Source organism: uncultured Sphingomonas sp. (genome assembly GCF_964235535.1).
Taxonomy (GTDB): Bacteria; Pseudomonadota; Alphaproteobacteria; order Sphingomonadales; family Sphingomonadaceae; genus Sphingomonas.
This window is the reverse complement of the sequence record NZ_CAXSBH010000025.1, coordinates 1-25,915: the sequence shown is the minus strand read 5'-3', so window position 1 is coordinate 25,915 and position 25,915 is coordinate 1. Positions and strand designations below refer to the sequence as shown.

Here is a 25,915-nt window from a genome sequence, read left to right as displayed (position 1 = left end):
CGGGAGAGGGACAGGCGCGAAGCGCCAGGGTGAGGGCCGGACCTCTCCCGAGAAGTGCCCTCACCCGACCTTGCTACGCTCGGCCACCCTCTCCCGCGAAAGCGGGAGAGGGCTAGAAAGGAAAATCAAATGCCCAAAGTCCTCATCTCCGACAAGATGGACCCCCGCGCCGCCGCGATCTTCCGCGAACGCGGCGTCGAGGTCGACGAAATCACCGGCAAAACTCCCGACGAACTCAAGGCCATCATCGGCGGCTACGACGGCCTCGCCATCCGCTCCTCCACCAAGGTCACCCGCGACATCCTCGACCATGCGACCAACCTCAAGGTCGTCGGCCGCGCAGGGATCGGCGTCGACAATGTCGACATCCCCGCGGCCTCCGCGAAGGGCGTGGTCGTCATGAACACCCCTTTCGGCAACTCGATCACCACCGCCGAGCACGCGATCGCGCTCATGTTCGCGCTCGCTCGCCAGCTGCCGGAGGCCGACCTGTCCACGCAAGCCGGCAAATGGGAGAAGAACCGCTTCATGGGCGTCGAGCTCACGAGCAAGACGCTGGGGCTGATCGGCGCGGGCAATATCGGCTCGATCGTCGCCGACCGCGCGCGTGGCCTCAAGATGAAGGTAGTCGCCTTCGACCCCTTCCTCACCCCCGAGCGCGCCGTCGAGATGGGCGTCGAAAAGGTATCGCTCGACGACCTCCTCGCCCGCGCCGATTTCATCACGCTCCACACGCCCCTCACCGACCAGACGCGCGGCATCCTCTCCGCCGACGCGCTTGCCCGCACCAAGAAGGGCGTCCGCATCATCAACTGCGCGCGCGGCGGACTGATCGACGAGGCCGCGCTGAAGGCCGGGCTCGATAGCGGCCACATCGCGGGCGCGGCGCTCGACGTGTTCCAGACCGAGCCCGCCACCGACAGCCCGCTGTTCGGCACCCCCGGCTTCGTCTCGACGCCGCATCTGGGCGCGTCGACGACCGAGGCGCAGGTCAACGTCGCAATCCAGGTCGCCGAGCAGCTCGCCGATTTCCTCCTGACCGGCGGCGTCACCAACGCGCTCAACATGCCCAGCCTGTCGGCCGAGGAAGCCCCCAAGCTCCGTCCCTACATGGCGCTCGCCGAAAAGCTCGGTTCGCTCGTCGGCCAGCTCGCCCACGGCGCGATCCGCTCCGTCTCGGTCGAGGCAGAGGGCGCGGCCGCCGAGCTCAACCTGAAACCCATCACCTCGGCCGTGCTGTCCGGCTTCATGCGCGTCCATTCCGACATCGTGAACATGGTCAACGCGCCGTTTCTCGCCCGCGAACGCGGCCTGGACGTGCGCGAGGTCCGCCACGAGCGCGAGGGCGACTACCACACCCTCATCCGCGTCACGGTGGGCACCGCGGACGGCGAACGCTCGGTCGCGGGTACGCTGTTCGGCGACTCCAAGCCGCGCCTGGTCGAGCTGTTCGGCATCAAGGTCGAAGCCGATCTGGCGGGCCCCATGCTCTATGTCGTCAACGAGGACCGCCCCGGCTTCATCGGCCGCCTGGGCACGCTGCTGGGCGAGGCCGGCGTCAACATCGGCACCTTCCATCTCGGCCGCCGCGACACCGGCGGCGAGGCGATCGTACTTTTGTCGCTCGACGAGGCGGTCACCCCGGATTTGCTGGCGCGAGTGAAGACGCTCGGTGGGGTCCGCACCGCCATGGGCTTGACCTTCTGACAGGAAAGCGATGACGGGAACAACATGATCTCCCTCTCCCCTTTGGGGAGAGGGCCGGGGAGAGGGGCAGTGCCGAAAGTCGAAGAACGCCTGCTAGATTTCGCCAAGGCGCTCCGCAAACAGATGACCCCCGCCGAGGCCCGGCTTTGGTATCACCTCCGCGCTAAGCGGCTGAACGGGATCAAGGTCGTGCGTCAATCGGTACGCCGCCCCTACATCGCCGACTTCGTCGCGCGGTCGCACAAACTGATTATCGAGATCGACGGCGATACTCACGCCCGGAGCGAAAGCTATGACGTGCGTCGAACGGTACGGCTCGAGCGGGACGGCTACCGCGTCATGCGCTTCACCAACGCCGATGTCATGGGCAACGAAGATGGCGTACTCACGAGCATCATCGCGGCTTTATCAAGCAGCCCCTCTCCCCGACCCTCTCCCCAAAGGGGAGAGGGAGAAGAAGAGCGAGCGCACTTGGCCCAACCCTTCCTTCGCGAGCAGGAGGGGGGAGAAGAATTAAACTCCCTCTCCCCCCTGGGGAGAGGGCCGGGGAGAGGGGTCGTGCCGCAGTGACCCTCCTCCCCGAAGGCTTCCGCGACCGCCTGCCCCCTCACGCAGACGCCGCCGCGGCCGTGGAGGCCCGCGTGCTAGAGGTCGCGCGCCTCCACGGCTACGAACGCGTCGACCCCCCGCTCGCCGAGTTCGCCGAGGCGCTCGGCACCCGCCTCAAGGCCGGGGGCCTGCGCGACGCCGTCCGCTTCGTCGATCCCATTTCCCAACGCACGCTCGCGGTCCGCCCCGACCTCACCGCCCAGGTCGCCCGCATCGCCGCCACGCGCATGGGCCATCACCCGCGCCCCGTCCGCCTGTCCTACGCCGGCCCCGTCCTCCGCCTCCGCGCGCCCGAACTTAGCCCCGCGCGTGAACGCCGCCAGATCGGCGCGGAGCTGATCGGCCTCGACACCGTCGCCGCCGCGCGCGAGCTGGTCGGCGTCGCCGCCGAGGCGCTGGCCGTGACCGGCGCGACCGGGCTATCGATCGACTTCACCCTCCCCGACCTGGTCGAGACGCTCGCGCGCGGGGCCATGCCGGTCGATGCGGCGCTGGTCGCTCCCCTACGCGACCGCCTCGACGCCAAGGACGCCGGCGGCGTCGCGGCGATCGCCCCCGCCTACCTCCCCCTGATTGAAGCGGCCGGCCCGTTCGACGTGGCGGTCGCGTCCTTACGAGCCTTCGACCGCACCGGCGCGCTCGCGACGCGCCTCGACGGCCTCCAGGCGATCGCCGACGGGGTCGCGGGCCTGGCCCAGCTCACGCTCGACCCGACCGAGCGCCACGGCTTCGAATACCAGTCCTGGCTCGGCTTCTCGCTCTTCGCCCAGGGCGCCGAGGTCGGCCGCGGCGGCACCTACACGGTCGTCCACGAGGACGGCGCGGAGGAACCCGCCACCGGCTTCTCCCTCTACGCCGACGCGCTGGGCGGCCCCGTCCCGGAACGCCGCCGCCTGTTCCTGCCGCTGGGCACCCCGCCCGAGCAGGGCAGGGCATTACGCGCGGAGGGATGGGTAACCGTGGCCGCGCTGGAAGAGCGGGATACCCCGGAGGCGCAGCTTGCGACGCATGTATGGCGAAACGATGCGACTGAGACACTGAGATGATGGCGCGGATGCCCGCCAATCCACACCGAGCCTTGACCGATAACTTGAGCCCCGTACTTGGAAATCGTGACGTTGAAAAGAGTTTGCCGTACATCCGGCGGCAAGAACTAGTTTTTGGGGTGGTTGATTGATTGGTATGCGGCTTGTGTTCATTTATGGGCCGGTTGCCGCCGGTAAGCTTACCGTAGGGCGGTTGGTCGCCGAAAGGACGGGCTTCCCACTCTTCCACAATCACCTGATCGTGGATGCGGTGGCGTCGGTCTTTCCATTTGGGTCCGATGACTTCATTCGCCTTCGTGAGCGGTTCTGGCTTGAGACGATCTCGACGGCGGCTCGGATCGGGCAATCGCTGATTTTTACCTTTGCACCGGAGCCGTCGGTCACCACCGGCTTCGCTGATCAGCTTACTGAAACCGTGACCAGCTGCGGTGGTGAAGTGGTCTACGTTGCTCTTACGTTGAACGAGACGGAACAGGAACGTCGCCTGGTCTCGTCAGAACGCGCACGGTTCGGCAAGCTGCAATCCGTGGATGTGCTTCGTGAGCATCGGACGGCGATGAACATATGCATGAGCGACATGCCGCAGCCGACGCTTTGCATCGATACCGGGTGTACATCGCCAGTCGACGCCACCGACTTCATAATACGCGCGCTGGACGAGTGATTGCGGAAGTTCGCGACTGGATCGTCGGTCGATGCGCGAAAATACGTGTCCTACACGATCGACTTCTGATCCAAGCTCGACGGTGCCGAACCGCTCCCACCAGCGCTCGCGCAACCCAAACATGCGTTGCGCTCCCCACTCGCCCCACCGCACATTCCGGCGAATACGCGTTACCTTCGTTACCTTCGCCCCCGCGCTCCGACACGCCGTTGGCGTTACCCGGCGTTACCTACTTCCGCCCACGCCCGCCCCAAACCCGTGGACCCCCCGGCCGTCCCGCCCTAACGCCCACCCGAACGGCATGGAGTAGCAAGTGGCCAACGTAGCGGTGATCGGCGCGCAGTGGGGCGACGAGGGCAAGGGCAAGATCGTCGACTGGCTTGCCGAGCGCGCCGACATGGTGGTGCGCTTCCAGGGCGGGCATAACGCCGGCCACACGCTCGTCGTCGGCGACAAGACGTACAAGCTATCGCTGCTCCCCTCGGGTGTCGTGCGCGGTACGCCGTCGGTGATCGGCGGCGGCGTCGTGCTCGACCCCTGGGCGCTTCGGGACGAGATCGCGCGTTTGGGCGAGCAGGGCGTCGCCGTCTCGCCGGAAACGCTTCGCGTCGCCGACACCTGCCCGCTCATCCTGCCCTTCCACCGCGACCTCGACGCCCTACGCGAGGACGCGAGCGGCGCGGGCAGGATCGGCACTACGCGGCGCGGCATCGGCCCGGCCTACGAGGACAAGGTCGGCCGCCGCGCGATCCGTGTCTGCGATCTGGCCCATCTCGACGACCTCCAGCCGCAGCTCGACCGCCTATTCGCGCACCACGACGCGCTCCGCGCCGGCTTCGGCATACCTCCCGTCGACCGGGCTCAGCTGCTGGCCGACCTGCGCGGCATCGCCGACTTCGTGCTCGCCTTTGCCAAGCCAGTCTGGCGCGACCTTCACGAGGCTCGAGCGCGCGGCCGCCGCATCCTGTTCGAGGGCGCGCAGGGCGTGCTGCTCGATATCGACCACGGCACCTACCCTTTCGTCACCTCGTCCAACACCGTCGCGGGCGCGGCGGCGGCAGGGTCGGGGATCGGCCCGTCGGGGGTCGGCTTCGTGCTCGGCATCGCCAAGGCCTATACCACGCGCGTCGGCTCCGGCCCGTTCCCGACCGAACTCGCGGATGCGACAGGCGAACGATTAGGCATCACCGGCCGCGAGTTCGGGACGGTGACTGGCAGGAAGCGCCGCTGCGGCTGGTTCGATGCGGTGCTGGTGCGCCAGTCGGCGGCGGTGTCGGGCGTCACCGGCATCGCGTTGACCAAGCTCGACGTGCTCGACGGCTTCGACGAGGTCCGCATCTGCACCGGCTACACCCTGCGCGGGGCCGAACTCGACCACCTTCCCGCCCACGCCGCCGACCAGGCCGCTGTCCAGCCGATCTACGAAACGATGGAAGGCTGGCGCGAAACGACGGCCGGTGCACGTAGCTGGGCCGAACTCCCCGCTCAGGCGATTAAATACATCCGACGAATCGAGGAACTGATCCGCTGCCCGGTCGCGCTCGTATCGACCAGCCCCGAGCGCGCCGATACGATCCTGGTCCGCGATCCGTTCGCGGACTGAGCGAAATGGCCTGATCGAACGGGCCGGGGTCACCCCGGCCCGCTCCCTTCACGTCAGCGCGGCGTGGTACCCATCGGCGGCGTAGTGCCGGTCGAGGTTCCACCCGTCGTCGATCCAGGCATCGAGCTTGTGGTCCCGCCCATGGTGCCCGAGCCCGACGTCCCGGTGCCCATCGAGCCGGTGCCCATCGAGCCGCTGGTCATATCGCCGCCGGTCGTCGAGCCGCTGCCGGTCGAGCCGCTGCCGGTCGAACCGCTGGTGGTCAACCCGCGCCTGGCTCCGCGCGTCCGGCTGCGGCTGCGCGTCGTGCTGCCGCCCGTGTCGGTGGTCGTGCTCGGGGTGGACAGAGTGGGGCTGGTCGTCGTGCTCTGGCCGGTCATGGTGCCGCTGCTGCCCGTGCCGGATTGCGAACCGACGGTGCCGCCGACGCCCGTGGCCGGGCCCATGCCGCCGCCGCTCACGCCGCCGGTGGTGCCGGTCTGGGCAATCGCCGCGGTCGCTATCAGGGTGGATGCCGCTAGTGTCAGAATAAGTTTCATGATCGATGCTCCGATATGGAAGTGCGTGGGCGATCAACGGCTTGGCTCCGCCGTCGTTCCCTCATCCTACCGTGTCCCCGCCACACTGCGCCCGGTGCAGCAGCGCTTGGTCGGCGAGCACCAGCGCGACCATCGCCTCGATCACCGGCGCCCCCCGGATACCGACGCAGGGGTCGTGCCGCCCCTTCGTGGCGATCGCCGTATTCTCGCCCTCGCGCGTGACCGTGTCGATCGGCGTCAGGATCGAGCTCGTGGGCTTGAACGCGACGCGCAACCGGATTGGCTGCCCCGTCGCGATCCCCCCCGCGATCCCGCCTGCATGGTTGGCGAGGAACGCCGGGCCGTCCGCCCCGGTCCGCATCGGGTCGGCATTCGCTTCGCCCGTGGCGGCGGCGGCCGCGAAGCCGTCGCCGATCTCCACGCCCTTGACCGCGTTCACCCCCATGCACGCCGCCGCCAGCTCCGCATCGAGCTTGGCATAGATCGGCGCGCCCCAACCGGCGGGCACGCCCGTCGCCTCGCACGCCACCACCGCGCCGAGCGACGAGCCCGCCTTGCGCGCGGCGTCGACCAGCCCCTCCCAGCGCGCGGCGGCGCGCGCGTCGGGGCAGAAGAACGGGTTCCGGTCGATCTCCGGATCGTCGAACGCCCGCACATCGACCGCGTCGCCGCCGATCGCCTCCACCCACGCTCGGACGCGTACCCCCGGGATCACCAGCCGCGCGACCGCCCCCGCCGCGACCCGCGCCGCCGTCTCGCGCGCCGACGACCGCCCGCCGCCCCGGTGATCGCGCAGCCCGTATTTCGCATCATAGGCATAATCGGCGTGGCCCGGCCGATAGGCGCGCGCGACTTCGGAGTAATCCTTCGACCGCTGGTCGACGTTCTCGATCATGAGCGAGATCGGGGTCCCCGTCGTCCGCCCCTCGAACACTCCGGACAGGATGCGCACCAGATCGGGCTCGCGCCGCTGCGTAGTGAAGCGCGAAGCCCCCGGCCGCCGCTTGTCCAGCCAAGGCTGGATATCCGCCTCCGACAGGGCAATACCTGGTGGACACCCGTCCACCACCACCCCGATCGCCGGCCCATGGCTCTCGCCCCAAGTGGTGAAGCGGAATATGCGTCCAAACGAATTCCAACTCATTCGGCGGCGACGGCGTCCCAATGCGGACCGAACCGCTCGCGCATGTAGCGGGCGCTGCCGAAGCGGCCCGCCATCAGCCCGGCGACCGTGAAGTCCACGTCGAGCTTCTCCCAATGCAAGCCGACGCCACATGGGTCGACCTCAATCTGCGTGAGTTCGTCATCGGTCGCGCCTTCCAAGTCCTGCGCGATCCTGGCTGGGAAGCTGAAGGTGCAGCCGTTGGTAAGCTCGACGATAACGCGGCCGGAAGCGGACTCATACCGGGCGGACCTCGCGTGCGGCGTGGTCAGCAGCGAAACGCGGCCGCGTTCCTCGGCGGCGGCAAAGTCGGCGTCGGTCATCTCAGCCATGGAGCTCTTTCCAGCGTGTCAATAACGGCGATTGCTGCTTGCGAACTTCACGCACGATACGCCGCTGATCGGGGCGCGTCACCTCTCCCGTGACTTTGACGATCTTCGGGTCGCCGTCTGCATCGCAGAGCATGACCTTCAACTCTCCGCCTGCTCTGACGTGCACGTGCGGAGGGTCGTGATCGTCCTTGTAGATGATAAAACGGTAACCGAACGCGCGATGCACCACGACCATCCGTCAGCTCACGCCAGCGCGATGTCCGGGGCATCCTCCGCCTTCATGCCGATCACGTTGTACCCCGCATCGACATGGTGGATCTCGCCCGTCACTCCGCTCGCCAGGTCGGACAGCAGATACAGCCCGGCGCCGCCGACATCCTCGATCGTGACGTTGCGGCGCATGGGCGAGTTCAGCTCGTTCCATTTGAGAATATAGCGGAAATCGCCGATCCCGCTCGCCGCCAGTGTCTTGATCGGCCCCGCCGAGACCGCGTTCACGCGGATGTTCTCCGGCCCCAGATCCATGGCGAGATATTTGACGCTCGCCTCCAGCGCCGCCTTGGCGACGCCCATCACGTTGTAATGCGGCACGACCTTCTCCGCGCCGTAATAGGTCAGCGTCAGCAGCGATCCGCCCTCCGGCATCATCGCGCGCGCGCGCCGGGCGACCGCGACGAAGCTGTAGGCCGACACGTTCATCGTCAGCAGGAAGTTTTCCAGGCTGGTATCGACGAACTTGCCGCGCAGCTCGTTCTTGTCGGAGAAGCCGATCGCATGGACGACGAAATCGAGCGTCGGCCATTCCTCCCCGAGCTTGGCGAACGCGCGGTCGAGCGCGGTCATGTCCGACACGTCGCACTCGATCAACCGCGCCGCGCCCAGGCTTTCGGCGAGCGGGCGCACCCGCTTCTCCAATGCTTCCCCCTGGTAGGAAAAGGCGAGCTCCGCGCCCGCTTCGCTCAGCTTCTTGGCGATCCCCCACGCCAGCGACCGGTCGTTGGCGAGGCCCATGATCAGCCCGCGCTTGCCCGCCATCAATCCCGTCACCAACCTTGGTTCCTTCACGCCGCCGCGGCCTCGTCCTCCGCCGACCCGTTCCCTAGCGCCGGTTCGGGCGGTTCCGCCAGCGCCGCGTTCAGATGCGCGCCGAACACCAGCCCCAACCCGATCAGGTAGAAGAACGTCAGGAGCACCACGACCCCCGCCAGGCTGCCGTATGTCATGTCGTACCCGCCCAACTGCGCCAGCGCGAGCGGCAGGCCGAGCGTCATGCCCACCCACCAGGCGGCGGTGAAGGCGGCGCCGGGCCAGATCGGGCAGCTCCGGTACTTGCGCGGCGTGACCGTGTAGAAGAGCGCGTACAACGCCCCGAACATGACGAGCGCGGGTACCAGCCGCGACAACCCGACCCACCCCGCGACATCCTGTGCAAAGGGGAACAGCCGGTAGATGATTTGCTCGGCGGCGGTCATCACGCCTTGGATCAGGAACGAGAGGAGCGCGAGGATTACCGAACCGACGATCACCAGCGAAGAGCTTAACCGCGCCTTCCAGAACGGCGCGCTGCTGACATAGCCGTAGGCCTGGCGCACGATCTCGCGGATCGTCTCGATGAAGCTCCCCACCGTCCACAGCCCGACGAGCGCCCCCAGCCACAGGAGCGACCCCGTCCGCGCCGCGATCACGTCGGCGAGCGGCTTCCTCAGCAGCTCGGCCGTGTCGGGAGGTAACGTCCGCAGGAATGACATGACGGTGCGCTGCGTCTCGTCATCCTGCCCGAACAGCGCCAGGATGGCGGCGGCGACGATGAAGAACGGGAAGATCGCGGTCAGCGCCAGATAGGCGAGGTTGCCGGCGTGGATGAAGCCGACATTGTACACGCCCAATAGCGACCGCTTGGTCACCTCCAAGGCGCGTTCGCCCGGACGCATCCGGGCGAGATAGGCGCGCGTGCGGCCGTGCCGCCGCGATCGTGCTTCCGGGGTAAGAGCGGCGCCTTCGTCCATGCCCGGCGTCACACGCCCATCGCGGCGCGCGGATTTCCGCCTGTCGCGCCCGGCCAGTTGGCGACGAAGCCCTCCAGTTCGGCGTCGCCCGCGGGCAGGTCGATCATCAGCGTGATCAGCTGATCGCCGCGCCCCCCGCCCTTCTTGTGGAAACCCTTGCCCTTCAGGCGGAGCACGCGGCCCGAGCTCGTGCCCTTGGGCACCGTCAGCATGACCGGTTTGTCCACGGTGGGCGCGCGCACCTGCCCGCCCAGCACCGCCTCGGCCAGCGTCAGCGGCAGGTCGAGGCGCACGTCGTCGCCGTCGCGCGTGAAGAACCGGTGCGGCTGGACCTCGATCGTGACGATCGCATCGCCCGCGCCGCCCGGGCCCTCCTCGCCGCGCCCCGCCAAGCGCATCTGCGTTCCCGTCTCGACCCCGGCGGGCAGCTTCAAATCGAGCGATTTGCCGTCGGCCGGCGTCACCCGCTGCACGGCGAGCGTCGCGGCGTCGGTGAACGGAACCGCGAGCTTGTAGGCGAGGTTCGCACCCTTGGCCGCGGCCCGCCGCCCGCCGCCGAAGCCGCTCGCGAATCCGCCGCCCGATCGGTTCCCGCCGAACAGCCCTTCGAAGACGTCGCCCATCTCGGCCGTGTCGCCGCCGAACTCGAAGCCCTGGCTGCGGAACCCGCCGCCGCCCCCACCACCGCCACCGCGCGCCCCGGCCCCGCCCATCCCGAACGGCGACGCTGGGTTGCCGTCGCCGTCGATCTCGCCCCGGTCGAAACGCGCTCGCTTATCCTTGTCGGTCAACAGATCGTAGGCCGACGTCACCTGGCTGAAGCGCTCGGACGCCTTGGGATTGTCCTTGTTGCGGTCGGGATGCAGCTCCTTGGCGAGCTTGCGGTACGCCTTCTTGATGTCCGCCTCGTCGGCGCCGCGCGCCACGCCGAGCGTCGCATATGGATCGGCCATCGTTCCCCCGGGGGTGTGTTACTCGTCTATGTAGGTCACGCCCCACACCGCGCAATCGGGCGTAGCGTAATCGGAAATGCCTAGCGCGAACAAAATGAACGTCACTCGCCCCCCGGGCGTTGACCTGCGGAAAAGGAGTGATGACCATGAGCGACAAGCAACCCAACCAAGCCATGCCCACCGACGGTAGGAAAGGCGCCGCCGATGGTGTCGCCACCGCGCCGAGCGGCAAGGATGCGGCGGGCGAGAGCGGCGGCGGCGGCTATCCCAATCCCCAGACGGGCAAGAAGCCCGAGGGCGGTGGCTTCATGGGCCACGGCGGGCAGACGAAGATAGCCTATCACGGCACCGGGCAGGGCGGCACGGACGTCGATGCCGATGTCGGCAACGTCAATGCCGTAACGAAGCAGGACTGACGCGCGCCTGACAAGCGGCGCTTGTCCGGCCCTCCCGCGTCAGTCCGGTCGCCGGGGCACCCCGCAAAGTATTACTTTGCGGGGTGCCCCGGCGACCGGCTGGCTTTAGTCCAGCCGTGTCGACCGACGGCGCGGCTTTGCCGCGACGTGGTGTGGTCAGTTCACCCGGAACGAGGGACTTAATTCCCCCCGTCAGTTCAGCTATGACGGCCGACGTGATCGAAAACCCCCACGCCTTGTTCGAGTCCTGGTTCGCCGAGGCCAAGACGACCGAGCCCAACGATCCCGACGCGGTCGCGCTCGCCACCGCCGATGGGTCGGGTCGACCATCGGTGCGCATGGTGCTGCTCAAGGGTCACGACGAGCGCGGCTTCGTGATCTACACCAACCGGGACAGCCGCAAGGGCGGCGAACTCGATGCGCGCAGCCAGGCGAGCCTGCTGTTCCACTGGAAGACGCTGCGCCGCCAGGTCCGCATCGAGGGCACGGTGTCGCGCGTGTCGGACGCGGAGTCCGATGCATATTTCGCCTCCCGCGGCCGGGACTCGCGGCTCGGTGCCTGGGCTTCCGACCAGTCGCGCGACCTCGACAGCCGCGACACGTTCGAGGCGCGCTTCGACGAGGCCGCGCGGCGGTTCGAGGGCCGGGACGTGCCGCGCCCGCCGCATTGGGGCGGCTACCGCGTCGCGCCCGAGCGGATCGAATTCTGGCGGGACCGCGAACACCGCCTACATGAACGCCGTTTGTTCACGCCCGACGGCTCGGGTGCTTGGCGCGAAGGGCTGCTCTTTCCATGACGCTCCGATGACCCTGGACGAACGCCGCCGCCATCTGCCGCTGGCGACCCGCGCCGCGCTCGCCAGCGTCGGCGTGGCGGGATTCCTGCTGATCCTTAAAGGCTACGCGTCCTGGTCGACGGGGTCGGTCGCGATGCTCGGCTCGCTCGCCGACACCGGCCTCGACCTGCTCGCCTCGCTGGTCACGCTTTACGGCGTCCGTCTCGCCGCGACGCCCGCCGACGACGATCACCGGTTCGGCCACGGTAAGGCGGAGGCGCTGGCGGCCTTGTTCCAGGTCGCGCTCATCTCGATATCGTCGGCGGGCATCGCCTGGCGCGCGATCGAGCGTTTCTCCGAGCCCGTGACCGCCGCCGATGCCGGGTTCGGCATCCTCGTTTCGCTCGTCGCGATCGCGGTGACGTTCGGCCTGCTGTCCTACCAGCGGTCGATCGTCCGGCGCACCGGGTCGGTCGCGATCCACGCCGACAACGTCCACTATCAGTCGGACGTGCTGCTCAACTGCGCCGTCATCGCCGCGCTCGTGATCGAGCAATATGCCGGGGTGCGCGGGGCCGACCCGGTGTTCGGCATCGCCATCGCGCTGTGGCTCGCCTGGGGCGCGTTCAAGGCGTCGTCCAACGCGATCGATCAGCTGATGGACAAGGAATGGCCGGACGCGCAGCGCGCCGCGTTCCTGGACGTCGCCGCGCGCGAACCGGGTCTGCGCGGCATCCACGATTTCCGCACCCGCCGTTCAGGCACGCACGACTTCGCGCAATTCCACATGGAGGTCGATCCGCGCATCTCCGTCGCCGACGCGCACGATCTGGTCGAAGGCGTCGAGGCGAACCTGAAACGCGCCTTCCCCAAAGTCGAGGTGCTGATCCACCTCGATCCAGAGGGTCATGTCGATACCGACAATCCGCTGGTCGAGACCGACGTGACCCCCCACTGGTTCGGCAAGCGGGTTTAGGAAGGGCGCATGAGGATCCCGTTCACACAGGTCGACGCGTTTGCCGACGAAGCGTTCGGCGGCAATCCGGCGGCGGTGATGCCGCTCTCCGCTTGGCTTCCCGACGAGACGCTCCAGGCGATCGCGGCGGAAAACAACCTGTCCGAGACCGCCTTCCTGATCCCGGCCGACGGCGGCGAGGCGGACTTCGAGCTGCGCTGGTTCACGCCCACGACCGAGGTCGAGCTATGCGGCCACGCCACGCTGGCGAGCGGCCACGTCGTGCTCCGGTCCGAACCAACCCGCGAACGCGTCACCTTCGTGACGCGCAAGGCGGGATTGCTGGAGGTCGCACTCGACGCGCTGGGTTACGCCATGGCGTTGCCCGCCTATCCCGCCGAACCCAAGCCGCTTCCCGCGATTCTCGCCGCGCTCGGGCTCGAGCAGGCGGTCGCGACGCTGTGGCATCCGAGCGCCTACGCGCTCGTGGTGGTCGAGGATGAAGCCGCCGTGCGTGCGCTCCGCCCCGACTTCCGCGCTTTGGCGCGCGAGGGCGATGTGCTCACGATCGTCACCGCACCCGGATCGGAGACGGACGTGGTGTCCCGCGTCTTCGCCTGCGGGGCGGGGATCGACGAGGACCCGGTGACCGGCTCGGCCCACTGCGTGTTGACGCCCTATTGGACGCAGCGCCTCGACCGCGACGGCTTCACCGCCCATCAGGCGAGCGTGCGCGGGGGACGGTTGACCTGCCGGTCGGAGGGCGACCGCGTGGTGCTCGGCGGGCGGTGCGTCACGGTGATCGAAGGCGTCTTCCTGCTTCCCTGACCGGGCGGTGGTCTCGCATCGCTTCGAGCGCGTAGTGTTGGTCACGGTCGATAGGCTTATCCGCTCGGGAGCAATCAAAAACGCTGTCCTACAAGAGCTCAGGCCTATTAGGTCGCGACTCGGTCTTTCTCTTTGCCGGCTCGGCGCCCGATCTCTTCTCCGTCGCGCGGTGCCGACGCGCAACAATGTTACAAGCACACGACACGGAATTACCGAACGGGCGTGACATGTGCGTCACGTCGGATCCTCACATCACCCGGCACGAAATTCGAGTGGCCGCGTTATCCCGCATCATCGGCCGTGTCGGCCGAGGCGAAAAGGGCATGCTGTTTGATTGCAGACCACCAGCCGATCCGACCCGGATCGTCCCCGACGTATGGCGGGGCCGAGGCGTTGGCGGTGCATGTGCCGGGGCTGACGGGGCTGCTCGGCCTCGCGATCGGGGTGGTCGTCATCGCTGGGCTATATTTCGGGCGCGAAGTGCTGATTCCGATCACGCTGGCCATCCTCCTGTCGTTCGTGCTGTCGCCCGTGGTCGCGCTGCTCCGCCGAGTGCGCGTGCCCCGCGCGCCCGCGGTGCTGGTGTCGGTGCTGTTCGCGCTCGGCCTGCTCGGTGGGCTGGGCACCGTGGTCGGCACTCAGGCGGCGAGCTTGGCGGACGATGCGCCCGCCTACGCCCGGACCATCGAGAGCAAGATAGCCCGCGCCCGGGCCTACGCCCTGGAACGCGCCGCCGTCTTCACCCGCCGCGATCGCCCACCCGCCGCCGCGACCGCGCCGACCCCGGTCAGCGACGCCATCGCCTCGCAGGCGCGCGAGCCGATACCCGTGCGCGTCGTCGACGACGAGCCCAACCCGCTCAAGATCGCGGGCGACGTGCTGTCGCCCATACTCGGACCGTTCGAGACGTTCGTCATCGTGCTCGTCGTCGCGATCTTCATCCTCCTGCAGAAGGACGATCTGCGCGACCGCATGATCCGGCTGTTCGGGTCGTCCGACCTTCACCGCACCACCACCGCGATGGACGACGCCGCCGACCGGTTGGGCCGGTATTTCCTGTCGCAGCTGGCGGTGAACACGGCCTTCGGGCTGGTCGTCGGCGTCGGCCTGTGGCTGATCGGCGTACCCGTCCCCGCCGTCTGGGGCATCTTGGCCGGGGTGCTGCGTTTCGTGCCTTATATCGGCGCGCTGCTGGGCGCGGTGCTGCCTTTGGTCGTCGCCGCCGGGGTCGATCCGGGCTGGACCATGCCGCTCCTCGTGGTCGCGCTGTTCGTCGTCGTCGAGCCCCTGGTCGGCTACGTGATCGAGCCGCTGCTGTATGGCCATTCGACCGGCCTCTCGCCCTTGTCGGTGATCCTGGCGGCGGTGTTCTGGACCTGGATATGGGGGCCGGTCGGGCTGGTGCTGTCGATGCCGCTGACGCTGTGCCTCGTGGTTCTGGGCCGCCACGTCCCCTCGCTCGAGTTCATGGAGGTGCTGCTCGGCGACCGGCCCGCGCTCACCCCCATCGAGAGCTTCTACCAACGCATGCTCGCGCACGATCCCGAGGAGGCGCTCGATCAGGCGGAGGCGCAGCTCGTCGAGCGGTCGCTGGTCGACTATTACGATGAGGTCGCGCTCCCCGGGCTGAAGCTAGCCGCTTTCGATGCCCGGCGCGGCGTCGTCGACCGCGAACGCGCCACGCGGATCGTGGATTCGATGCTCGCGGTGATCCACGAACTCGACGACCACGCGGTCGAGGGCGAGGGGCTGCCGCCGGAATGGCGCGAGCCGGGCGCGGTCGTCTGCGTTGCGGGGCGGGGCGTTCTCGACGACGCCGTGACCGCGATGATCGAGCAACTGTTGCGCCACCGCGGCTTCGGCGTCCGGCGGATCACCCACGCCGAAGTCGCGCGCGACCGCATCGCCGGCAACGATTTCACCGGCGCGCGGCTGGTGTGCCTGTCCTATCTGGAATTGGGCGGGACGCCGAGCCACTTGCGCTATCTCGTCCGTCGGTTGCGCCGGTCGGCGGGCGCGGCCCAGGTGATGGTCGGCCTCTGGCCCGAGGGCGAGGCGGCGCTGACCGATAACCAGATCCAGCAGACCCTCGGTGCCGACCGCTATGTCGGATCGCTGCGCATGGTGGTCGACGTCGCCGCGCAGATGGCGGGCGAACCGGCATCCCAAGAAAGACTGACCGCATGACCGACAGCGACGGCCGGAGCGCGACGAGCCCCTTCACCATGCCCGCGGGCGGTTGGTGGGCGGCGCTGAAGCGGACGCGCACCGAAATGAACGACGACAATGTCGGCCTGATCGCGGCGGGCACCGCCTTCTACGCCTTCGCGTCGATCGTCCCCGTGCTGGCGGCGGTGGTGCTGAGCTATGGCCTTTTCGCCGATCAGCAGACGGTGGTGACGAATATCCAGGGACTGTTCGGATCGCTGCCGCAGGACGCCGCCCGGCTGATCAGCGACCAGCTGCTCACCGCCGTCCGGTCGGAAGGCGGCAAGAAAGGCTTGGGGCTGCTGATCGCGCTGGCGCTGGCGCTTTACGGCGGCACCAAGGCGGCGGCGGCGATCGTGACCGCGCTCAACATCGCCTATGAGGAAAAGGAGACGCGCGGCTTCGTCAAGCTCACCCTCCTGAATCTAGCGATCGTGCTGGGCGCGGTGCTGCTGATCTTCGGCGCGATCGCCGCGACGGGCGTGCTCGCCTTTCTCGGCGGCCTGCTCCCGAATGCGCCGGGGTTCGTGGTCGTGCTGATCCGGCTGGCGAGCTACGCCGTGATCGCCGCGCTGGCCGTGTCGGCGGGGGCGGCGCTCTATCGCTACGGTCCGAACCGCGCGAACGCGAAATGGGGCTGGCTGACGCCGGGGTCGGTGATCGCGACCGTCCTGTGGCTCGCCGGCACCGCCCTGTTCGGTTTCTATGTCGCGAATTTCGGCAGCTACGGCGCGACCTACGGCGCGCTGGGATCGGTGATCGTGCTGCTTACGTGGCTGTGGCTCACGGCCTACGTCTATCTGTTCGGGGCCGAGCTCAATTCGGAGCTGGAACGCCAGACGGCCAAGGATACCACAACCGGCACGAACCGCCCGATCGGCGCGCGCGGCGCGGCCGCGGCCGACACCGTGGCGGGCGAGACCGAGAAGCCGGACGGACCCGGTGTGGCGTCAACGGCTTTCGCGCTACGCACCGCCAGCCGTGTCACGGGCCGCAAGTCCGGGCTGATCCCGACCCTGCTCACCGCGTTCGGCCTTTCGCGGCTGGGCAGGGGCACGAGCGTCAGCGGTGCGGTGCTGGTCGCGGCGGGTGCCGCCCTCGCCTGGGCCCGCCGCGACAAGCCGAAACCGGAGATCAGGCGGAAGGCCGCGCCCGCAGCTCGTCCCTGATCTCGCGGAGCAACGCGATGTCGGTCGGCTCGGCGGTGGCGAGGTCGGCGGCCTTGGCCTTTTCGCGCTCGAACACGCCCACCATCCGGTTCACGGTACGCACCAGCATGAAGATGATGAAGGCGACGATCAGGAAATTGACTGCCTGCGTCAGGAACGCGCCGTAGCCGAGCAGCGGCACCCCCGCCTTCTTGAGTGCGAGGTAGTCGGTCGTCCCGGCGAGCTCCGCCGGCACGGGGCCGAGCGCGACGAAATAGGAGGAGAAGTCGAGCCCGCCGAGCACGCGACCGATGACCGGCATGATGACGTCCTCCGTCAGCGAGGTGACGATCCGCCCGAACGCCGCCCCGATGATCACCGCCACCGCCAGGTCGAGCACGTTGCCCCGCGCAATGAACGCCTGGAATTCCTTGAGCATCGATCGCCTCCCACCGGTTCGGCGAAACGCTAAAAGACGATTGTCCTTTCGCCAAGCCGCTCGTGCAATCTATATCGCCCCGACCACCATCCGGAGGACCGCATGTATCGTGCTCTCGCCCCCATCGCCGCTTCCGTCCTGCTCGCCGGTTGCGGGCTGAACAGCGTTCCCACGTCGGAGGAGAACGCCAAGGCGCGCTGGGCCGACGTGCAGGCGGCGTACCAGCGCCGCGCCGATCTGATTCCCAACCTCGTCGCGACCGTGCGGGGTGCTGCCAAGGCGGAGAACGAGACGCTGACCAACGTCATCAACGCCCGTGCCCGCGCCAATTCGGTGCAGCTGAGCGGGGACGACCTGTCGAACCCCGCCAGGATGCAGCAGTTCGCCGCCGCCCAGGGCGCGCTCAGCCTGGCGATGCGTCCGCTTCAGGAGGCCTATCCCGAACTCCGCAGCCAGGCCAATTTCAGCACGCTGATGAGCCAGCTCGAAAGTTCGGAGAACCGCGTCGCGATCGCGGTGCGGGACTATAACGGCGCGGTGCAGGAATATAACACGCGCATCCGGACCTTCCCCGACGCGATCGGCGCCAGGGTGATCCACGGCGCCAAGCCGCTCACTCCGTTCCAGGCGACGACGCCGGGCGCGGAGCGTGCCCCGCAGGTGAATTTCGGCTGACGTGGCCGGCTGGCGCTTGATCCTCGCGCTGCTGCTGGCGGTCCTCGCCGGCGCGGCGCGGGCGCAGACCTTTCCCAAGTTCACGGGGCTCGTCGTCGACGCGGCGAACGTCCTGCCGCCCGCGGTCGAGGCGGACCTGACTGCGAAGCTGGGCGCGCTACAACGCGACACCAAGCGCCAACTCGTAGTGGCGACGGTCGCGAACATGCAAGGCTATCCGATCGCGGATTACGGTTATCGGCTCGGCCGCGCCTGGGGCGTCGGGCTCGCCGACGTGAACAACGGCGCGATCCTGCTGATCGCGCCGAACGAGCCGCCGGGCCAGCGCGGGCCGCGGATCGAGGTCGGATACGGACTGGAGCCGGTGCTGACCGACGCTTTGAGCAGCGTCATCATCAACGAACGGATGATGCCCAGGCTGAAGGGCGGCGACGTGCCCGGCGCGATGACCGCCGGTGTCGACGCGATCGTCGCCCAGCTGCGCGCCAGCCCCGACGAGGCCAAGGCGCGCACCGACGCCGCCGTCGCCGAGTTCGACCGGACGCATCGCCGCCGAACGCAGCAGGACGGGGGCGGCGGGGTGCCGGGGTCGCTCATTTTCTGGGGCGTCATCTTCGCCTTCGTCGTGCTGCCGATGTTGCGTGGACGGCGGGGCGGCGGTCGGCGCTATCGTGGTGGCGGCGGGAGTGGCTTGCCGATCGCGTTGTGGGCGCTGGGCAGCCAGATGGGGCGTGGCGGCGGCGGATACGGCGGCGGTTCCAGCGGCGACTCCGGCGGCTGGGGAGGCGGCGGCTTCTCTGGCGGGGGCGGCGGATCGTTCGGCGGCGGCGGGGCGTCGGGAAGTTGGTGACGCGCTTGAGCGAGGCCGATCACGCGGCGGTGGGCGCGGCGGTCACGGCCGCCGAGAAGCGGACCGACGGCGAGATCGTGACGGTCGTCGCGCCGCAATCCGACAGCTATCACGACGTGGCGCTCCACTGGGCGGTGCTGGCGATGCTGGGGATGCTTGCGCTGCTGGCGGCGTTTCCGTGGACCGCCGAGCGGGGATGGGCGCTGGTCGACCCCTGGGCGACGCGGTCGCCGACCGGCGGGCTGCTCGCGGTGGCGTTGGTACTCGTCACGGCCACGTTCCTGCTGGCGAGGTTGTTGCTGGCGTGGATGCCGCTCCGGCTTGCGCTGACGCCGGGAAGCACTGAGGCGCGGCGGGTACGGCGGCGCGCCGTCGAGCTATTCCGCGTCGCTGCGGAGCGGCAAACCAGGGCGAGGACGGGCGTGATGCTCTATCTCTCGCTCGCCGAGCGCCGCGCGGAGATCATCGCGGACGCGGCGATTTATGCGCGTGTAGCGCCCGAGGTCTGGGGCGAAGCGATGGGGGGACTTCTCACGGCGACGCGCGACGGGCGACCCGGCGAGGGCATGGCGGCGGCGGTCGAGCGCATCGGCGCGGTGTTGGCCGAGCATTTCCCGCGGACCGAAGGTGATATCAACGAACTGTCCGACCGGCTGGTGGAGCTGTGAGCGAGCGCGTTTGGGAGGGCAAATACCTCGCGGTCGAGGTCGAGGGAACCTGGGAGTACGCCGTCCGCGCCCGAGGGATCGAGGCGGCGGTGATCGTCGCGATCGACGACGGGCACATCCTGCTGGTCGAGCAGTACCGCATACCTGTCGGGCGGCGGTGCATCGAGTTGCCCGCCGGGCTGATCGGCGACGACCAAGCGGGAGAGCCGGTCGAGATCGCGGCGATCCGCGAGCTGGAGGAGGAGTGCGGCTACCGCGCCGAGCGGGCCGAGTCGCTGGGCCTGTTCCATTCCTCGCCGGGAATGACGTCGGAGGCGTTCACGCTCGTCCGGGCGTCGGGGCTGACCAGGGTCGGCGCGGGCGGCGGTGTGGAAGGCGAGAGCATCACCGTCCACCGTGTGCCGATGGCCGAGCTGGCCGGTTTCGTGGAGGCCAAGCGACGCGAGGGGTTGGCGATCGACTCCAAGCTGCTGGTCGTGCTCGCGGCCGCGCTGCTCGGGCCGGGCGTTACTTGAAGTTGTCGGCGTAGCTCTGGAGCTGGAGCGGGCGGGGCGGGTCGGGCTGGACTTCGTAGGCCAGGCCCTGACGCTCGCAATAAGCGACCGCGTCCGCCGGCGTATCGAACAGCAGGCGGACCTGGTCGGGGCGCATGTCGCCGGTGCCGCCCGCCCAGCCGGTGAGCGGGTCGGCGCGCAATGGAGTCTGGCGGTCGAAGATCAGCTGCCACGACTTGACGCGGCCGGAGCCGTGTTCGGCGCCGAGCTGCGGGCGTTTGGAGATCAGGGCGAGGGACATGGCCTGTCCTTAACGCGGGCGGACCGCTCGCGCATCCGCATTCTTGGTGCGGAGCGTCGCAGGCGCGGCGGCGGGGTCTTCGGGCCAGGGATGCCGGGGATAACGGCCGCGCATCTCGCGCGCGACCGCGGCCCATGAGCCAGCCCAGAAGCCGGGCAGGTCGCGCGTGGTCTGGATGGGGCGACCGCCGGGCGAGAGCAGGCTTAGGACCAATGGTATGCGATCCGCGCCGACGGCCGGGTGAACGGCTAGGCCGAACAGCGTTTGGGGGCGGAGCTCGACGCGCGGGCCGCCCTCCGCCAGCCAGTCGATCGGGTGGCGCGAGCCGGCGGGGCTGGTGAAGTCGGCCGGGGCGAGCGCGTCGAGGCGACGCTGGCCGTCCCAGCCCAGGAGCGTGCGGAGCGCGTCGGTGAGCGCGGCGGGCGGGATCTGGTCGATACGGTGTCGGTCGACGAGCAGGGGCGGCAACCACTCGTCTAGGCTGGTGAGGAGGGCTTGGTCGTCGAGCCCGATGTTGGCGAAAGTGCCGCGGGTGCGCAGTTCGAGGGCCGCCGGGGGCCAGGGGAGGAGATGGAGGCCGTGGGTGCGGACCCCCTCCAGCAGGGCGGCGGCGATGGCTTGGGGATCGGCGTCGGCGTCGGGGCCGGAGCTCAGGCGGAGGGCGCCGAGGCGGCGTTCGCGGACGGTACGGACGGAGTTCGTTGCGATATCGAAACGAACGACTTTGCGAAGTTGGATTTCGGAAGCGAAGAGGGTTTCGACGTCGGCATTCGTGAGCGGGGCGGCGGCCAGGATGCGTGCGCCGGCGGCGGAGCCTTGCGTTTCGGCGACGGCGAGCCATTCGGCGCGGGCGAGCGGGGAGGTCGGGTCGAGGCGGAAGCCGCGACCGCCGACCGAGGCCCAACGCTCACCGATCGCGTCGCGGCGGCGGGCAAGGCGGTCGGGGTAGGCGAGGGCGATGCAGGTGCCAAGGTCGCTTCCTCTCCTCGCTTGGGGGGAGAGGGGCTGTTCCGGGCGCAACGGTCCGTGCTTTGTACGGCCCCTCTCCCCGACCCTCTCCCCAAAGGGGAGAGGGAGCCTTGCCCACCGTTCGGCCAGCTTGCGGGCCGCTTGGGCTTTGGGGCCGCGGTCGGTGCGCCAGCGGCGGAGGCGGACTTCTAGGTCGGGGTCGGGACCGCCCAGGCCGCGTTCGGCGAGGAGGACGGCGGCCTCGGCGGCGATATCGGCAAGGCCCAGCTCGGCGGCGCGCAGGAGCATGTGGGCGAGGCGGGGCGGCATCGGCAGCGCGGCGACCGCGCGGCCGTGCGGCGTAGGGCGGCCGTCCGCGTCGATCGCCCCGAGCATGGTGAGGCGGCTACGCGCTTCGGCAACGGCGGCGGCAGGCGGCGGGTCGAGCCAGCGGAGGTCGCGCGGGTCGGCGACGCCCCAGATTGCGGTGGCGAGGGTGAGCGCCGACAGGTCGGCTTCGAGGATCTCGGGCGGGTCGAAGCGCGGCAGGCCCGCGGTGGCCGCCTCCTCCCACAGGCGGTAGGCGACGCCGGAACCCTGGCGCGCGGCGCGGCCGGCGCGCTGGACGGCCGCGGCTTGGCTGGCGCGTTCGGTGACGAGGCGGGTCATGCCGGCCGAGCGGTCGTAACGCGGGCGGCGGGCGAGGCCGGAATCGACCACGACGCGGATGCCGTCGAGCGTCAGGCTGGTCTCCGCGATCGAGGTGGCGAGGACGAGCTTGCGACGGGCCTTTCCGGAAGGGTCGGGCGCGATCGCGGCACGCTGAGCGGCGGGGTCGAGCTGGCCGTGAAGGCGGTGGATGACGATATGGTCGGGTAGGCCGGTCAGGCGCTCGGCTACGCGCTCGATCTCGGCGACGCCGGGGAGGAAGGCGAGCACGCCGCCCTCGGTCTCCGACAACGCGCGGCGGACGGCGCTCGCGACCGAGTCCTCGATGCGGAGCTCCGCCGCGCGGCCGAGGTGGCGCAGCTCGAGCGGGTAGCTGCGGCCCGCGCTCTCGATGACCGGGGCGTCACCCATCAGCGCCGAGAAGCGCGCGCCATCGAGGGTGGCGGACATGGCGACGAGCCGCAGGTCGGGACGATACCCGCCCTGCGCGTCGAGCGCGAGCGCCAGGCCGAAATCGCCGTCGAGGCCGCGTTCGTGAACCTCGTCGAACAGCACCGCCGAGATGCCCGCGAGTTCGGGGTCGGATTGGATGCGGTTCGCGAACACGCCCTCGGTCACGACGGTGACGCGGGTCGCGGCCGAGCGTTTCGAGTCGAGGCGGGTGGCGTAGCCGAACGTGCGGCCGACAGGCTCGCCCGCAAGCGCGGCCATGCGTTCGGCGGCGGCGCGGGCGGCGAGGCGGCGGGGGGATAGGAGGAGGATCTCGCCGGTACACCAGGGTTCGGCGAGGAGCGCGGGGGCGATCGCGGTGGTCTTGCCCGCACCAGGCGGCGCGACGACGACGGCATTGAAACCCTCGCGCAAGGCGGCGAGGAGATCGGGAAGGACCTGTTCGATGGGAAGAGGAGGGTTCATATAGAGCGGAGGATCAGTAGAATTCATCTCAGTTGCAGGTGGTGGCGGAGCAGCATCAGGTTCGAGGAGCCCCGTGCGAGTTGTCGATACGGCGGGCGGCAAATCAACCTTTTGTTGATTGTGCCCGCAATAAGCGCATATGAATCACGTTTTCCAGGGAGTTGACGATGGTTGCCCTGCCTAAGATCGAGCGACCCCCGGTGCGCCGCGCCCGCTCGACCGGCGAGAAGTTCGACGCCCAAGCCGCATTGGAACAGGCCAAGTCGATCTATCCGAAGGTGATGGCGCGCCTCGCCGAGTGAGCGAGGAGCCGACCTGGATCACCGCGGACGATCTTATCGCCCTTAACAGATCCATCGTGATCGACACCGGCGAACCATTTCACGTCGTACAGCCCGGCTTGCTGGAACAGTCGGCTCTCAGTCCCGTCAACGTGGCCTATTATCGAGGCGTAGAGGATGTCGTCGTTCTCGGCTGCACCCTCGCCATGTCGATCGCGCGAAACCACTGTTTCCAGCAAGGCAACAAGCGGACGGCCCAGGTAGCGTTGTTTCGCTTTTTATGGATTAACGGCTACACTTTCATCGATCCCGACGACCTTGATCTAGCCGAACTGATGATCTCGCTCGTGGACCATGCTGTCACCGACGACGAATATATCGCCAGCATCGGCCGGCTCGTGATTGAGCGCGTCGACTGAGGCAACCGTGGGGCACGCAACGATGGCAGAGCCGCCGCGACGTCGAACGGTATCAACCTCGCCGACCCCCGGCCGCAAGTCAGTAAGCCCGGCTGACGGCGAACTCGACCGCCTCCACCATCGCGTCCTTCGCGCGACCGCCGCCGAACCCCGCGATCGCGTCGATCGCGCGCTGGCCGTAGTGGCGGGCGCGGGCGAGGGTGTCGTCGACGGCGCGCGAGCGGCGGACGAGCGCGACCGCATGGGCGAAATCGTCGTCGGTGGCGCGGCGGCCCTCCACCGCGTCCTTCCAGAAGCGGCGCTCGTCGGTATTGCCGCGTGCGTGCGCGAGGATGACGGGAAGCGTCATCTTACCTTCGCGGAAATCGTCGCCCGCATCCTTGCCCATCGTGCCCGCGTCGGAGACGTAGTCGATCGCGTCGTCGACGAGCTGGAACGCGATCCCCAGATTGCGGCCATAGGTGTCGAGCGCCTTCTCCTCCGCCTCGGGCCGTTCGGCGACGACGGCGGCGATGCGGCAGGCGGCGGCGAACAGCGCGGCGGTCTTGGCGCCGATGATGTCGAGATACCGGTCCTCGCCGATGTCGATCCGCCGGGCGGCGGTGAGCTGGTTGACCTCGCCCTCCGCGATCACCGCCGACGTGTTCGACAGTATCTTGAGGACGGTTAGGCTGCCGTCCTCGACCATCAGCTCGAAGGAGCGCGAGAAAAGGAAGTCGCCGACCAGGACGCTCGCGGGATTGCCCCAGATGATGTTGGCGGTGCGCTTGCCCCGGCGCAGGTCCGATCCGTCGACTACGTCGTCATGGAGGAGCGTGGCGGTGTGAATAAACTCGACCGCGGCGGCGAGCCGGTGGTGCCGGGTACCGGTATAGCCGATCAGCCGCGCCGAGCTGAGCGTCAGCATCGGGCGCATGCGCTTGCCGCCGCCCGCGATCAGATGACCGGCGAGTTCTGGGATCAGCGGGATCTCCGACTGCATCCGGCCCAGGATGACGGTGTTGACCGCGTTCATGTCGCCCTGGACGAGCGCCATCAGGGGATCGAGCGAGGGCTGGCCCGGTCGGAGGCGGTGGACGGCGGCGGTCATGGTGCGCCCGCGATGTGGCGGGCGGGCGCGGCGAACGCAAGCCTTGCGCCCGGTGTCCGCGCCCGCGCAGGATAGCCCGGGAAACATAGGAGATCGGCATGAGCGACGAGGTGCTGCGAGGCTATCGCCGGAGCATCGACAATATCGACGCGGCGCTGGTGCATCTGCTGGCCGAGCGGTTCAAGGTAACGCAGGCGGTCGGGCGGCACAAGGCGCAGGCCGGGCTACCGCCGGCCGATCCGGGGCGCGAGGAGGCCCAGATCGCCAGGCTCAGGCGGTTGGCGGAGGAGGCGGAGCTGGACCCGGCGTTCTCGGAGGCGTTCCTCCGGTTCATCATCGGGGAGGTGATCCGGCATCACGAGCGGATGCGGACGGAGTAACCCTCTCCCGCGAAAGCGGGAGAGGGTTTCTCGTTACACCATCCGTTCCGCGGCCAGGCGCTCCATGATCGACAGGGGCATCGCGCCTTCCTTGATCAGGGCGTGGAAGCGTTTGCGGTCGAAGCGGGGGCCCATCGCCTTCTCCGCGTTCTTGCGGGCGCGGCTCCAGGCCATGTGACCGACCTTGTAGGAGCAGGCTTGGCCGGGCTGGGTGCAGTAACGCTCGATCTCGCGCTGCGAACGGGGCTGCGCGAAGCCGGTTGTGTCGACCATATATTGCGTGGCCTTCTCGCGGCTCCAGCGCTTGGTGTGGAGCCCGGTGTCGACCACGAGGCGCGCGGCGCGGAACAGGAAGCTTTGGAGATACCCCGCGCGCTCGAGCGGCGTCTTGTACGCGCCCAGTTCGGCCGCGACCTCCTCGGCATATAGCGCCCAGCCCTCGGTGTAGGCACCGAAGAAGCCGATCTTGCGCAGTGTCGGGATGTCGGTCGAGTTCTGCGAGGTCGATATCTGGAGGTGATGCCCCGGATCGCCCTCGTGATAGGTGAGCGCGGGAAGGCTGTATTTGGGCCAGTCGCCCGTATCCTTGAGGTTGATGTAGTAAATGGCGGGCCGCGATCCGTCGAGCGCGGCGCGGCGGTAATAGCCGTTGGACGCGCCGTCCTGGATCTCGACCGGGACCGCGCGGATCTCGAGCGGCTTGTTCGGCAATTCGGAGAAAGCGTTCGGCAGGCGCGTCGTCATGTCGCGCACGCCCTCGTTCAAGGACGCGATGAGCGCGGCGCGGCCCTCGGCGGTGTTGGGATAGAGCTGGTCGGGGCGCTTGTTGAGCTG

30 protein-coding genes are annotated in these 25,915 nt (G+C 68.8%); 18 read left to right on the top strand and 12 right to left on the bottom strand.

Annotation, left to right across the window (positions count from 1 at the left end; genetic code table 11):
- Positions 1-129: 129 nt before the first annotated feature.
- The 5 genes from serA to ACFE7F_RS09290 all read left to right on the top strand — a co-directional run bounded on the left by serA (position 130) and on the right by ACFE7F_RS09290 (position 5,629).
- Positions 130-1,707: a phosphoglycerate dehydrogenase gene (gene serA / locus ACFE7F_RS09310; RefSeq protein WP_375403578.1), complete on the top strand. Its 1,578-nt coding sequence runs from the start codon at positions 130-132 to the stop codon at positions 1,705-1,707.
- Between the two features lie 69 nt (positions 1,708-1,776).
- Complete coding sequence (locus tag ACFE7F_RS09305) at positions 1,777-2,277, top strand: endonuclease domain-containing protein (protein WP_375403577.1); 501 nt, start codon at positions 1,777-1,779, stop codon at positions 2,275-2,277.
- Positions 2,274-3,362, top strand: coding sequence for an ATP phosphoribosyltransferase regulatory subunit (locus ACFE7F_RS09300; RefSeq protein ID WP_375403576.1), 1,089 nt, complete (start codon positions 2,274-2,276; stop codon positions 3,360-3,362). Before ACFE7F_RS09305 ends, ACFE7F_RS09300 begins: the two co-directional genes overlap by 4 nt.
- Before the next feature lie 136 nt (positions 3,363-3,498).
- Complete coding sequence (locus ACFE7F_RS09295; protein WP_375403575.1) at positions 3,499-4,026, top strand: shikimate kinase; 528 nt, start codon at positions 3,499-3,501, stop codon at positions 4,024-4,026.
- A 313-nt stretch (positions 4,027-4,339) separates the two neighbouring features.
- Positions 4,340-5,629 (top strand): adenylosuccinate synthase, encoded by a 1,290-nt coding sequence (locus tag ACFE7F_RS09290; RefSeq protein WP_375403574.1) that lies wholly within the window; start codon positions 4,340-4,342, stop codon positions 5,627-5,629.
- Positions 5,630-5,682: 53 nt separating this feature from the next.
- Here ACFE7F_RS09290 and ACFE7F_RS09285 read toward each other — a convergent pair whose 3' ends face one another.
- The 7 genes from ACFE7F_RS09285 to ACFE7F_RS09255 form a co-directional block, all read right to left on the bottom strand.
- Positions 5,683-6,168, bottom strand: coding sequence for a hypothetical protein (locus ACFE7F_RS09285; RefSeq protein WP_375403573.1), 486 nt, complete (start codon positions 6,166-6,168; stop codon positions 5,683-5,685).
- A gap of 61 nt (positions 6,169-6,229) precedes the next feature.
- Positions 6,230-7,312, bottom strand: a complete 1,083-nt coding sequence (gene aroC / locus ACFE7F_RS09280) for a chorismate synthase (protein ID WP_375403572.1) — start codon at positions 7,310-7,312, stop codon at positions 6,230-6,232.
- Entirely contained in the window at positions 7,309-7,662 is a 354-nt protein-coding gene (locus tag ACFE7F_RS09275; protein ID WP_375403571.1) for a DUF2442 domain-containing protein, read from the bottom strand. Before ACFE7F_RS09275 ends, aroC begins: the two co-directional genes overlap by 4 nt.
- Positions 7,655-7,897 carry a DUF4160 domain-containing protein gene (locus ACFE7F_RS09270; RefSeq protein WP_375403570.1) on the bottom strand — a complete coding sequence of 81 codons (243 nt, stop codon included), beginning with the start codon at positions 7,895-7,897 and terminating at the stop codon, positions 7,655-7,657. Before ACFE7F_RS09270 ends, ACFE7F_RS09275 begins: the two co-directional genes overlap by 8 nt.
- 8 nt (positions 7,898-7,905) lie before the next feature.
- Positions 7,906-8,709 carry an enoyl-ACP reductase FabI gene (fabI, locus tag ACFE7F_RS09265; protein ID WP_375403569.1) on the bottom strand — a complete coding sequence of 268 codons (804 nt, stop codon included), beginning with the start codon at positions 8,707-8,709 and terminating at the stop codon, positions 7,906-7,908.
- Positions 8,710-8,723: 14 nt separating this feature from the next.
- Positions 8,724-9,668 carry a YihY/virulence factor BrkB family protein gene (locus ACFE7F_RS09260; RefSeq protein ID WP_375403568.1) on the bottom strand — a complete coding sequence of 315 codons (945 nt, stop codon included), beginning with the start codon at positions 9,666-9,668 and terminating at the stop codon, positions 8,724-8,726.
- A gap of 8 nt (positions 9,669-9,676) precedes the next feature.
- The gene (locus tag ACFE7F_RS09255) at positions 9,677-10,621 is read right to left on the bottom strand and encodes a DnaJ C-terminal domain-containing protein (protein ID WP_375403567.1); all 945 of its coding nucleotides are present in this window, start codon (positions 10,619-10,621) and stop codon (positions 9,677-9,679) included.
- Positions 10,622-10,767: 146 nt separating this feature from the next.
- On the opposite strand from ACFE7F_RS09255, the gene ACFE7F_RS09250 reads away from it, so the two are divergent.
- The 6 genes from ACFE7F_RS09250 (at position 10,768) to ACFE7F_RS09225 (ending at position 16,973) form a co-directional block, all read left to right on the top strand.
- Positions 10,768-11,037 (top strand): hypothetical protein, encoded by a 270-nt coding sequence (locus ACFE7F_RS09250; protein WP_375403566.1) that lies wholly within the window; start codon positions 10,768-10,770, stop codon positions 11,035-11,037.
- Between the two features lie 215 nt (positions 11,038-11,252).
- Positions 11,253-11,834: a pyridoxamine 5'-phosphate oxidase gene (gene pdxH / locus ACFE7F_RS09245; RefSeq protein WP_375403565.1), complete on the top strand. Its 582-nt coding sequence runs from the start codon at positions 11,253-11,255 to the stop codon at positions 11,832-11,834.
- A 7-nt stretch (positions 11,835-11,841) separates the two neighbouring features.
- Positions 11,842-12,789 carry a cation diffusion facilitator family transporter gene (locus tag ACFE7F_RS09240; RefSeq protein WP_375403564.1) on the top strand — a complete coding sequence of 316 codons (948 nt, stop codon included), beginning with the start codon at positions 11,842-11,844 and terminating at the stop codon, positions 12,787-12,789.
- Positions 12,790-12,798: 9 nt separating this feature from the next.
- Positions 12,799-13,596, top strand: coding sequence for a PhzF family phenazine biosynthesis protein (locus ACFE7F_RS09235; RefSeq protein WP_375403563.1), 798 nt, complete (start codon positions 12,799-12,801; stop codon positions 13,594-13,596).
- 330 nt (positions 13,597-13,926) lie between these two features.
- Positions 13,927-15,783: an AI-2E family transporter gene (locus ACFE7F_RS09230; RefSeq protein ID WP_375403562.1), complete on the top strand. Its 1,857-nt coding sequence runs from the start codon at positions 13,927-13,929 to the stop codon at positions 15,781-15,783.
- Positions 15,780-16,973, top strand: coding sequence for a YihY/virulence factor BrkB family protein (locus tag ACFE7F_RS09225; RefSeq protein ID WP_375403561.1), 1,194 nt, complete (start codon positions 15,780-15,782; stop codon positions 16,971-16,973). Before ACFE7F_RS09230 ends, ACFE7F_RS09225 begins: the two co-directional genes overlap by 4 nt.
- Here ACFE7F_RS09225 and mscL read toward each other — a convergent pair.
- Positions 16,939-17,391: a large conductance mechanosensitive channel protein MscL gene (gene mscL, locus ACFE7F_RS09220; RefSeq protein ID WP_375403560.1), complete on the bottom strand. Its 453-nt coding sequence runs from the start codon at positions 17,389-17,391 to the stop codon at positions 16,939-16,941. The two genes, ACFE7F_RS09225 and mscL, sit on opposite strands and share 35 nt — an antisense overlap.
- Positions 17,392-17,493: 102 nt before the next feature.
- Between mscL and ACFE7F_RS09215 the strand changes: the two genes are divergently transcribed.
- The 4 genes from ACFE7F_RS09215 to ACFE7F_RS09200 are packed head-to-tail and all read left to right on the top strand — an operon-like array spanning position 17,494 to position 20,099.
- Positions 17,494-18,066 carry a LemA family protein gene (locus ACFE7F_RS09215; protein WP_375403559.1) on the top strand — a complete coding sequence of 191 codons (573 nt, stop codon included), beginning with the start codon at positions 17,494-17,496 and terminating at the stop codon, positions 18,064-18,066.
- Position 18,067: 1 nt separating this feature from the next.
- Positions 18,068-18,916 carry a TPM domain-containing protein gene (locus tag ACFE7F_RS09210; RefSeq protein WP_375403558.1) on the top strand — a complete coding sequence of 283 codons (849 nt, stop codon included), beginning with the start codon at positions 18,068-18,070 and terminating at the stop codon, positions 18,914-18,916.
- Between the two features lie 5 nt (positions 18,917-18,921).
- Positions 18,922-19,584, top strand: coding sequence for a TPM domain-containing protein (locus ACFE7F_RS09205; RefSeq protein WP_375403557.1), 663 nt, complete (start codon positions 18,922-18,924; stop codon positions 19,582-19,584).
- A complete protein-coding gene (locus ACFE7F_RS09200; protein ID WP_375403556.1) occupies positions 19,581-20,099 on the top strand; it encodes an NUDIX hydrolase in 519 nt (172 codons plus the stop codon). Before ACFE7F_RS09205 ends, ACFE7F_RS09200 begins: the two co-directional genes overlap by 4 nt.
- Here the strand turns inward: ACFE7F_RS09200 and ACFE7F_RS09195 are convergent.
- Both ACFE7F_RS09195 and hrpB read right to left on the bottom strand, forming a co-directional pair.
- On the bottom strand, positions 20,092-20,379 hold the full coding sequence (locus ACFE7F_RS09195) for an NADH dehydrogenase ubiquinone Fe-S protein 4 (protein WP_375403555.1): 288 nt from the start codon (positions 20,377-20,379) through the stop codon (positions 20,092-20,094). The genes ACFE7F_RS09200 and ACFE7F_RS09195 overlap by 8 nt on opposite strands.
- A gap of 9 nt (positions 20,380-20,388) precedes the next feature.
- A complete protein-coding gene (hrpB, locus tag ACFE7F_RS09190) occupies positions 20,389-22,911 on the bottom strand; it encodes an ATP-dependent helicase HrpB (RefSeq protein WP_375403554.1) in 2,523 nt (840 codons plus the stop codon).
- A gap of 167 nt (positions 22,912-23,078) precedes the next feature.
- Here hrpB and ACFE7F_RS09185 point away from each other — a divergent pair, with 167 nt between their 5' ends.
- Positions 23,079-23,213 carry a hypothetical protein gene (locus tag ACFE7F_RS09185; protein WP_375403553.1) on the top strand — a complete coding sequence of 45 codons (135 nt, stop codon included), beginning with the start codon at positions 23,079-23,081 and terminating at the stop codon, positions 23,211-23,213.
- Entirely contained in the window at positions 23,210-23,611 is a 402-nt protein-coding gene (locus ACFE7F_RS09180) for a type II toxin-antitoxin system death-on-curing family toxin (protein WP_375403552.1), read from the top strand. Before ACFE7F_RS09185 ends, ACFE7F_RS09180 begins: the two co-directional genes overlap by 4 nt.
- A gap of 79 nt (positions 23,612-23,690) precedes the next feature.
- Here the strand turns inward: ACFE7F_RS09180 and ACFE7F_RS09175 are convergent, their stop codons facing one another.
- Positions 23,691-24,701, bottom strand: coding sequence for a polyprenyl synthetase family protein (locus ACFE7F_RS09175; protein ID WP_375403551.1), 1,011 nt, complete (start codon positions 24,699-24,701; stop codon positions 23,691-23,693).
- 98 nt (positions 24,702-24,799) lie between these two features.
- Here ACFE7F_RS09175 and ACFE7F_RS09170 point away from each other — a divergent pair, with 98 nt between their 5' ends.
- Entirely contained in the window at positions 24,800-25,081 is a 282-nt protein-coding gene (locus ACFE7F_RS09170; RefSeq protein WP_375403550.1) for a chorismate mutase, read from the top strand.
- 33 nt (positions 25,082-25,114) lie between these two features.
- On the opposite strand, the gene ACFE7F_RS09165 is transcribed toward ACFE7F_RS09170, so the two are convergent.
- A partial coding sequence (locus tag ACFE7F_RS09165) for a DUF885 family protein (RefSeq protein ID WP_375403549.1) occupies positions 25,115-25,915 on the bottom strand: 801 nt, incomplete at its 5' end.

Excerpts from the sequence above, each read along its gene's own strand:
- serA (WP_375403578.1), top strand. The coding sequence starts at position 130 with ATGCCCAAAGTCCTCATCTCCGACAAGATGGACCCCCGCGCCGCCGCG.
- ACFE7F_RS09295 (WP_375403575.1), top strand. The coding sequence starts at position 3,499 with ATGCGGCTTGTGTTCATTTATGGGCCGGTTGCCGCCGGTAAGCTTACC.
- ACFE7F_RS09285 (WP_375403573.1), bottom strand. The coding sequence starts at position 6,168 with ATGAAACTTATTCTGACACTAGCGGCATCCACCCTGATAGCGACCGCG.
- aroC (WP_375403572.1), bottom strand. The coding sequence starts at position 7,312 with ATGAGTTGGAATTCGTTTGGACGCATATTCCGCTTCACCACTTGGGGC.
- ACFE7F_RS09275 (WP_375403571.1), bottom strand. The coding sequence starts at position 7,662 with ATGGCTGAGATGACCGACGCCGACTTTGCCGCCGCCGAGGAACGCGGC.
- ACFE7F_RS09270 (WP_375403570.1), bottom strand. The coding sequence starts at position 7,897 with ATGGTCGTGGTGCATCGCGCGTTCGGTTACCGTTTTATCATCTACAAG.
- ACFE7F_RS09260 (WP_375403568.1), bottom strand. The coding sequence starts at position 9,668 with ATGGACGAAGGCGCCGCTCTTACCCCGGAAGCACGATCGCGGCGGCAC.
- ACFE7F_RS09255 (WP_375403567.1), bottom strand. The coding sequence starts at position 10,621 with ATGGCCGATCCATATGCGACGCTCGGCGTGGCGCGCGGCGCCGACGAG.
- ACFE7F_RS09250 (WP_375403566.1), top strand. The coding sequence starts at position 10,768 with ATGAGCGACAAGCAACCCAACCAAGCCATGCCCACCGACGGTAGGAAA.
- ACFE7F_RS09240 (WP_375403564.1), top strand. The coding sequence starts at position 11,842 with ATGACCCTGGACGAACGCCGCCGCCATCTGCCGCTGGCGACCCGCGCC.
- ACFE7F_RS09235 (WP_375403563.1), top strand. The coding sequence starts at position 12,799 with ATGAGGATCCCGTTCACACAGGTCGACGCGTTTGCCGACGAAGCGTTC.
- ACFE7F_RS09225 (WP_375403561.1), top strand. The coding sequence starts at position 15,780 with ATGACCGACAGCGACGGCCGGAGCGCGACGAGCCCCTTCACCATGCCC.
- mscL (WP_375403560.1), bottom strand. The coding sequence starts at position 17,391 with ATGCTCAAGGAATTCCAGGCGTTCATTGCGCGGGGCAACGTGCTCGAC.
- ACFE7F_RS09215 (WP_375403559.1), top strand. The coding sequence starts at position 17,494 with ATGTATCGTGCTCTCGCCCCCATCGCCGCTTCCGTCCTGCTCGCCGGT.
- ACFE7F_RS09195 (WP_375403555.1), bottom strand. The coding sequence starts at position 20,379 with ATGTCCCTCGCCCTGATCTCCAAACGCCCGCAGCTCGGCGCCGAACAC.
- hrpB (WP_375403554.1), bottom strand. The coding sequence starts at position 22,911 with ATGAACCCTCCTCTTCCCATCGAACAGGTCCTTCCCGATCTCCTCGCC.
- ACFE7F_RS09185 (WP_375403553.1), top strand. The coding sequence starts at position 23,079 with ATGGTTGCCCTGCCTAAGATCGAGCGACCCCCGGTGCGCCGCGCCCGC.
- ACFE7F_RS09175 (WP_375403551.1), bottom strand. The coding sequence starts at position 24,701 with ATGACCGCCGCCGTCCACCGCCTCCGACCGGGCCAGCCCTCGCTCGAT.
- ACFE7F_RS09170 (WP_375403550.1), top strand. The coding sequence starts at position 24,800 with ATGAGCGACGAGGTGCTGCGAGGCTATCGCCGGAGCATCGACAATATC.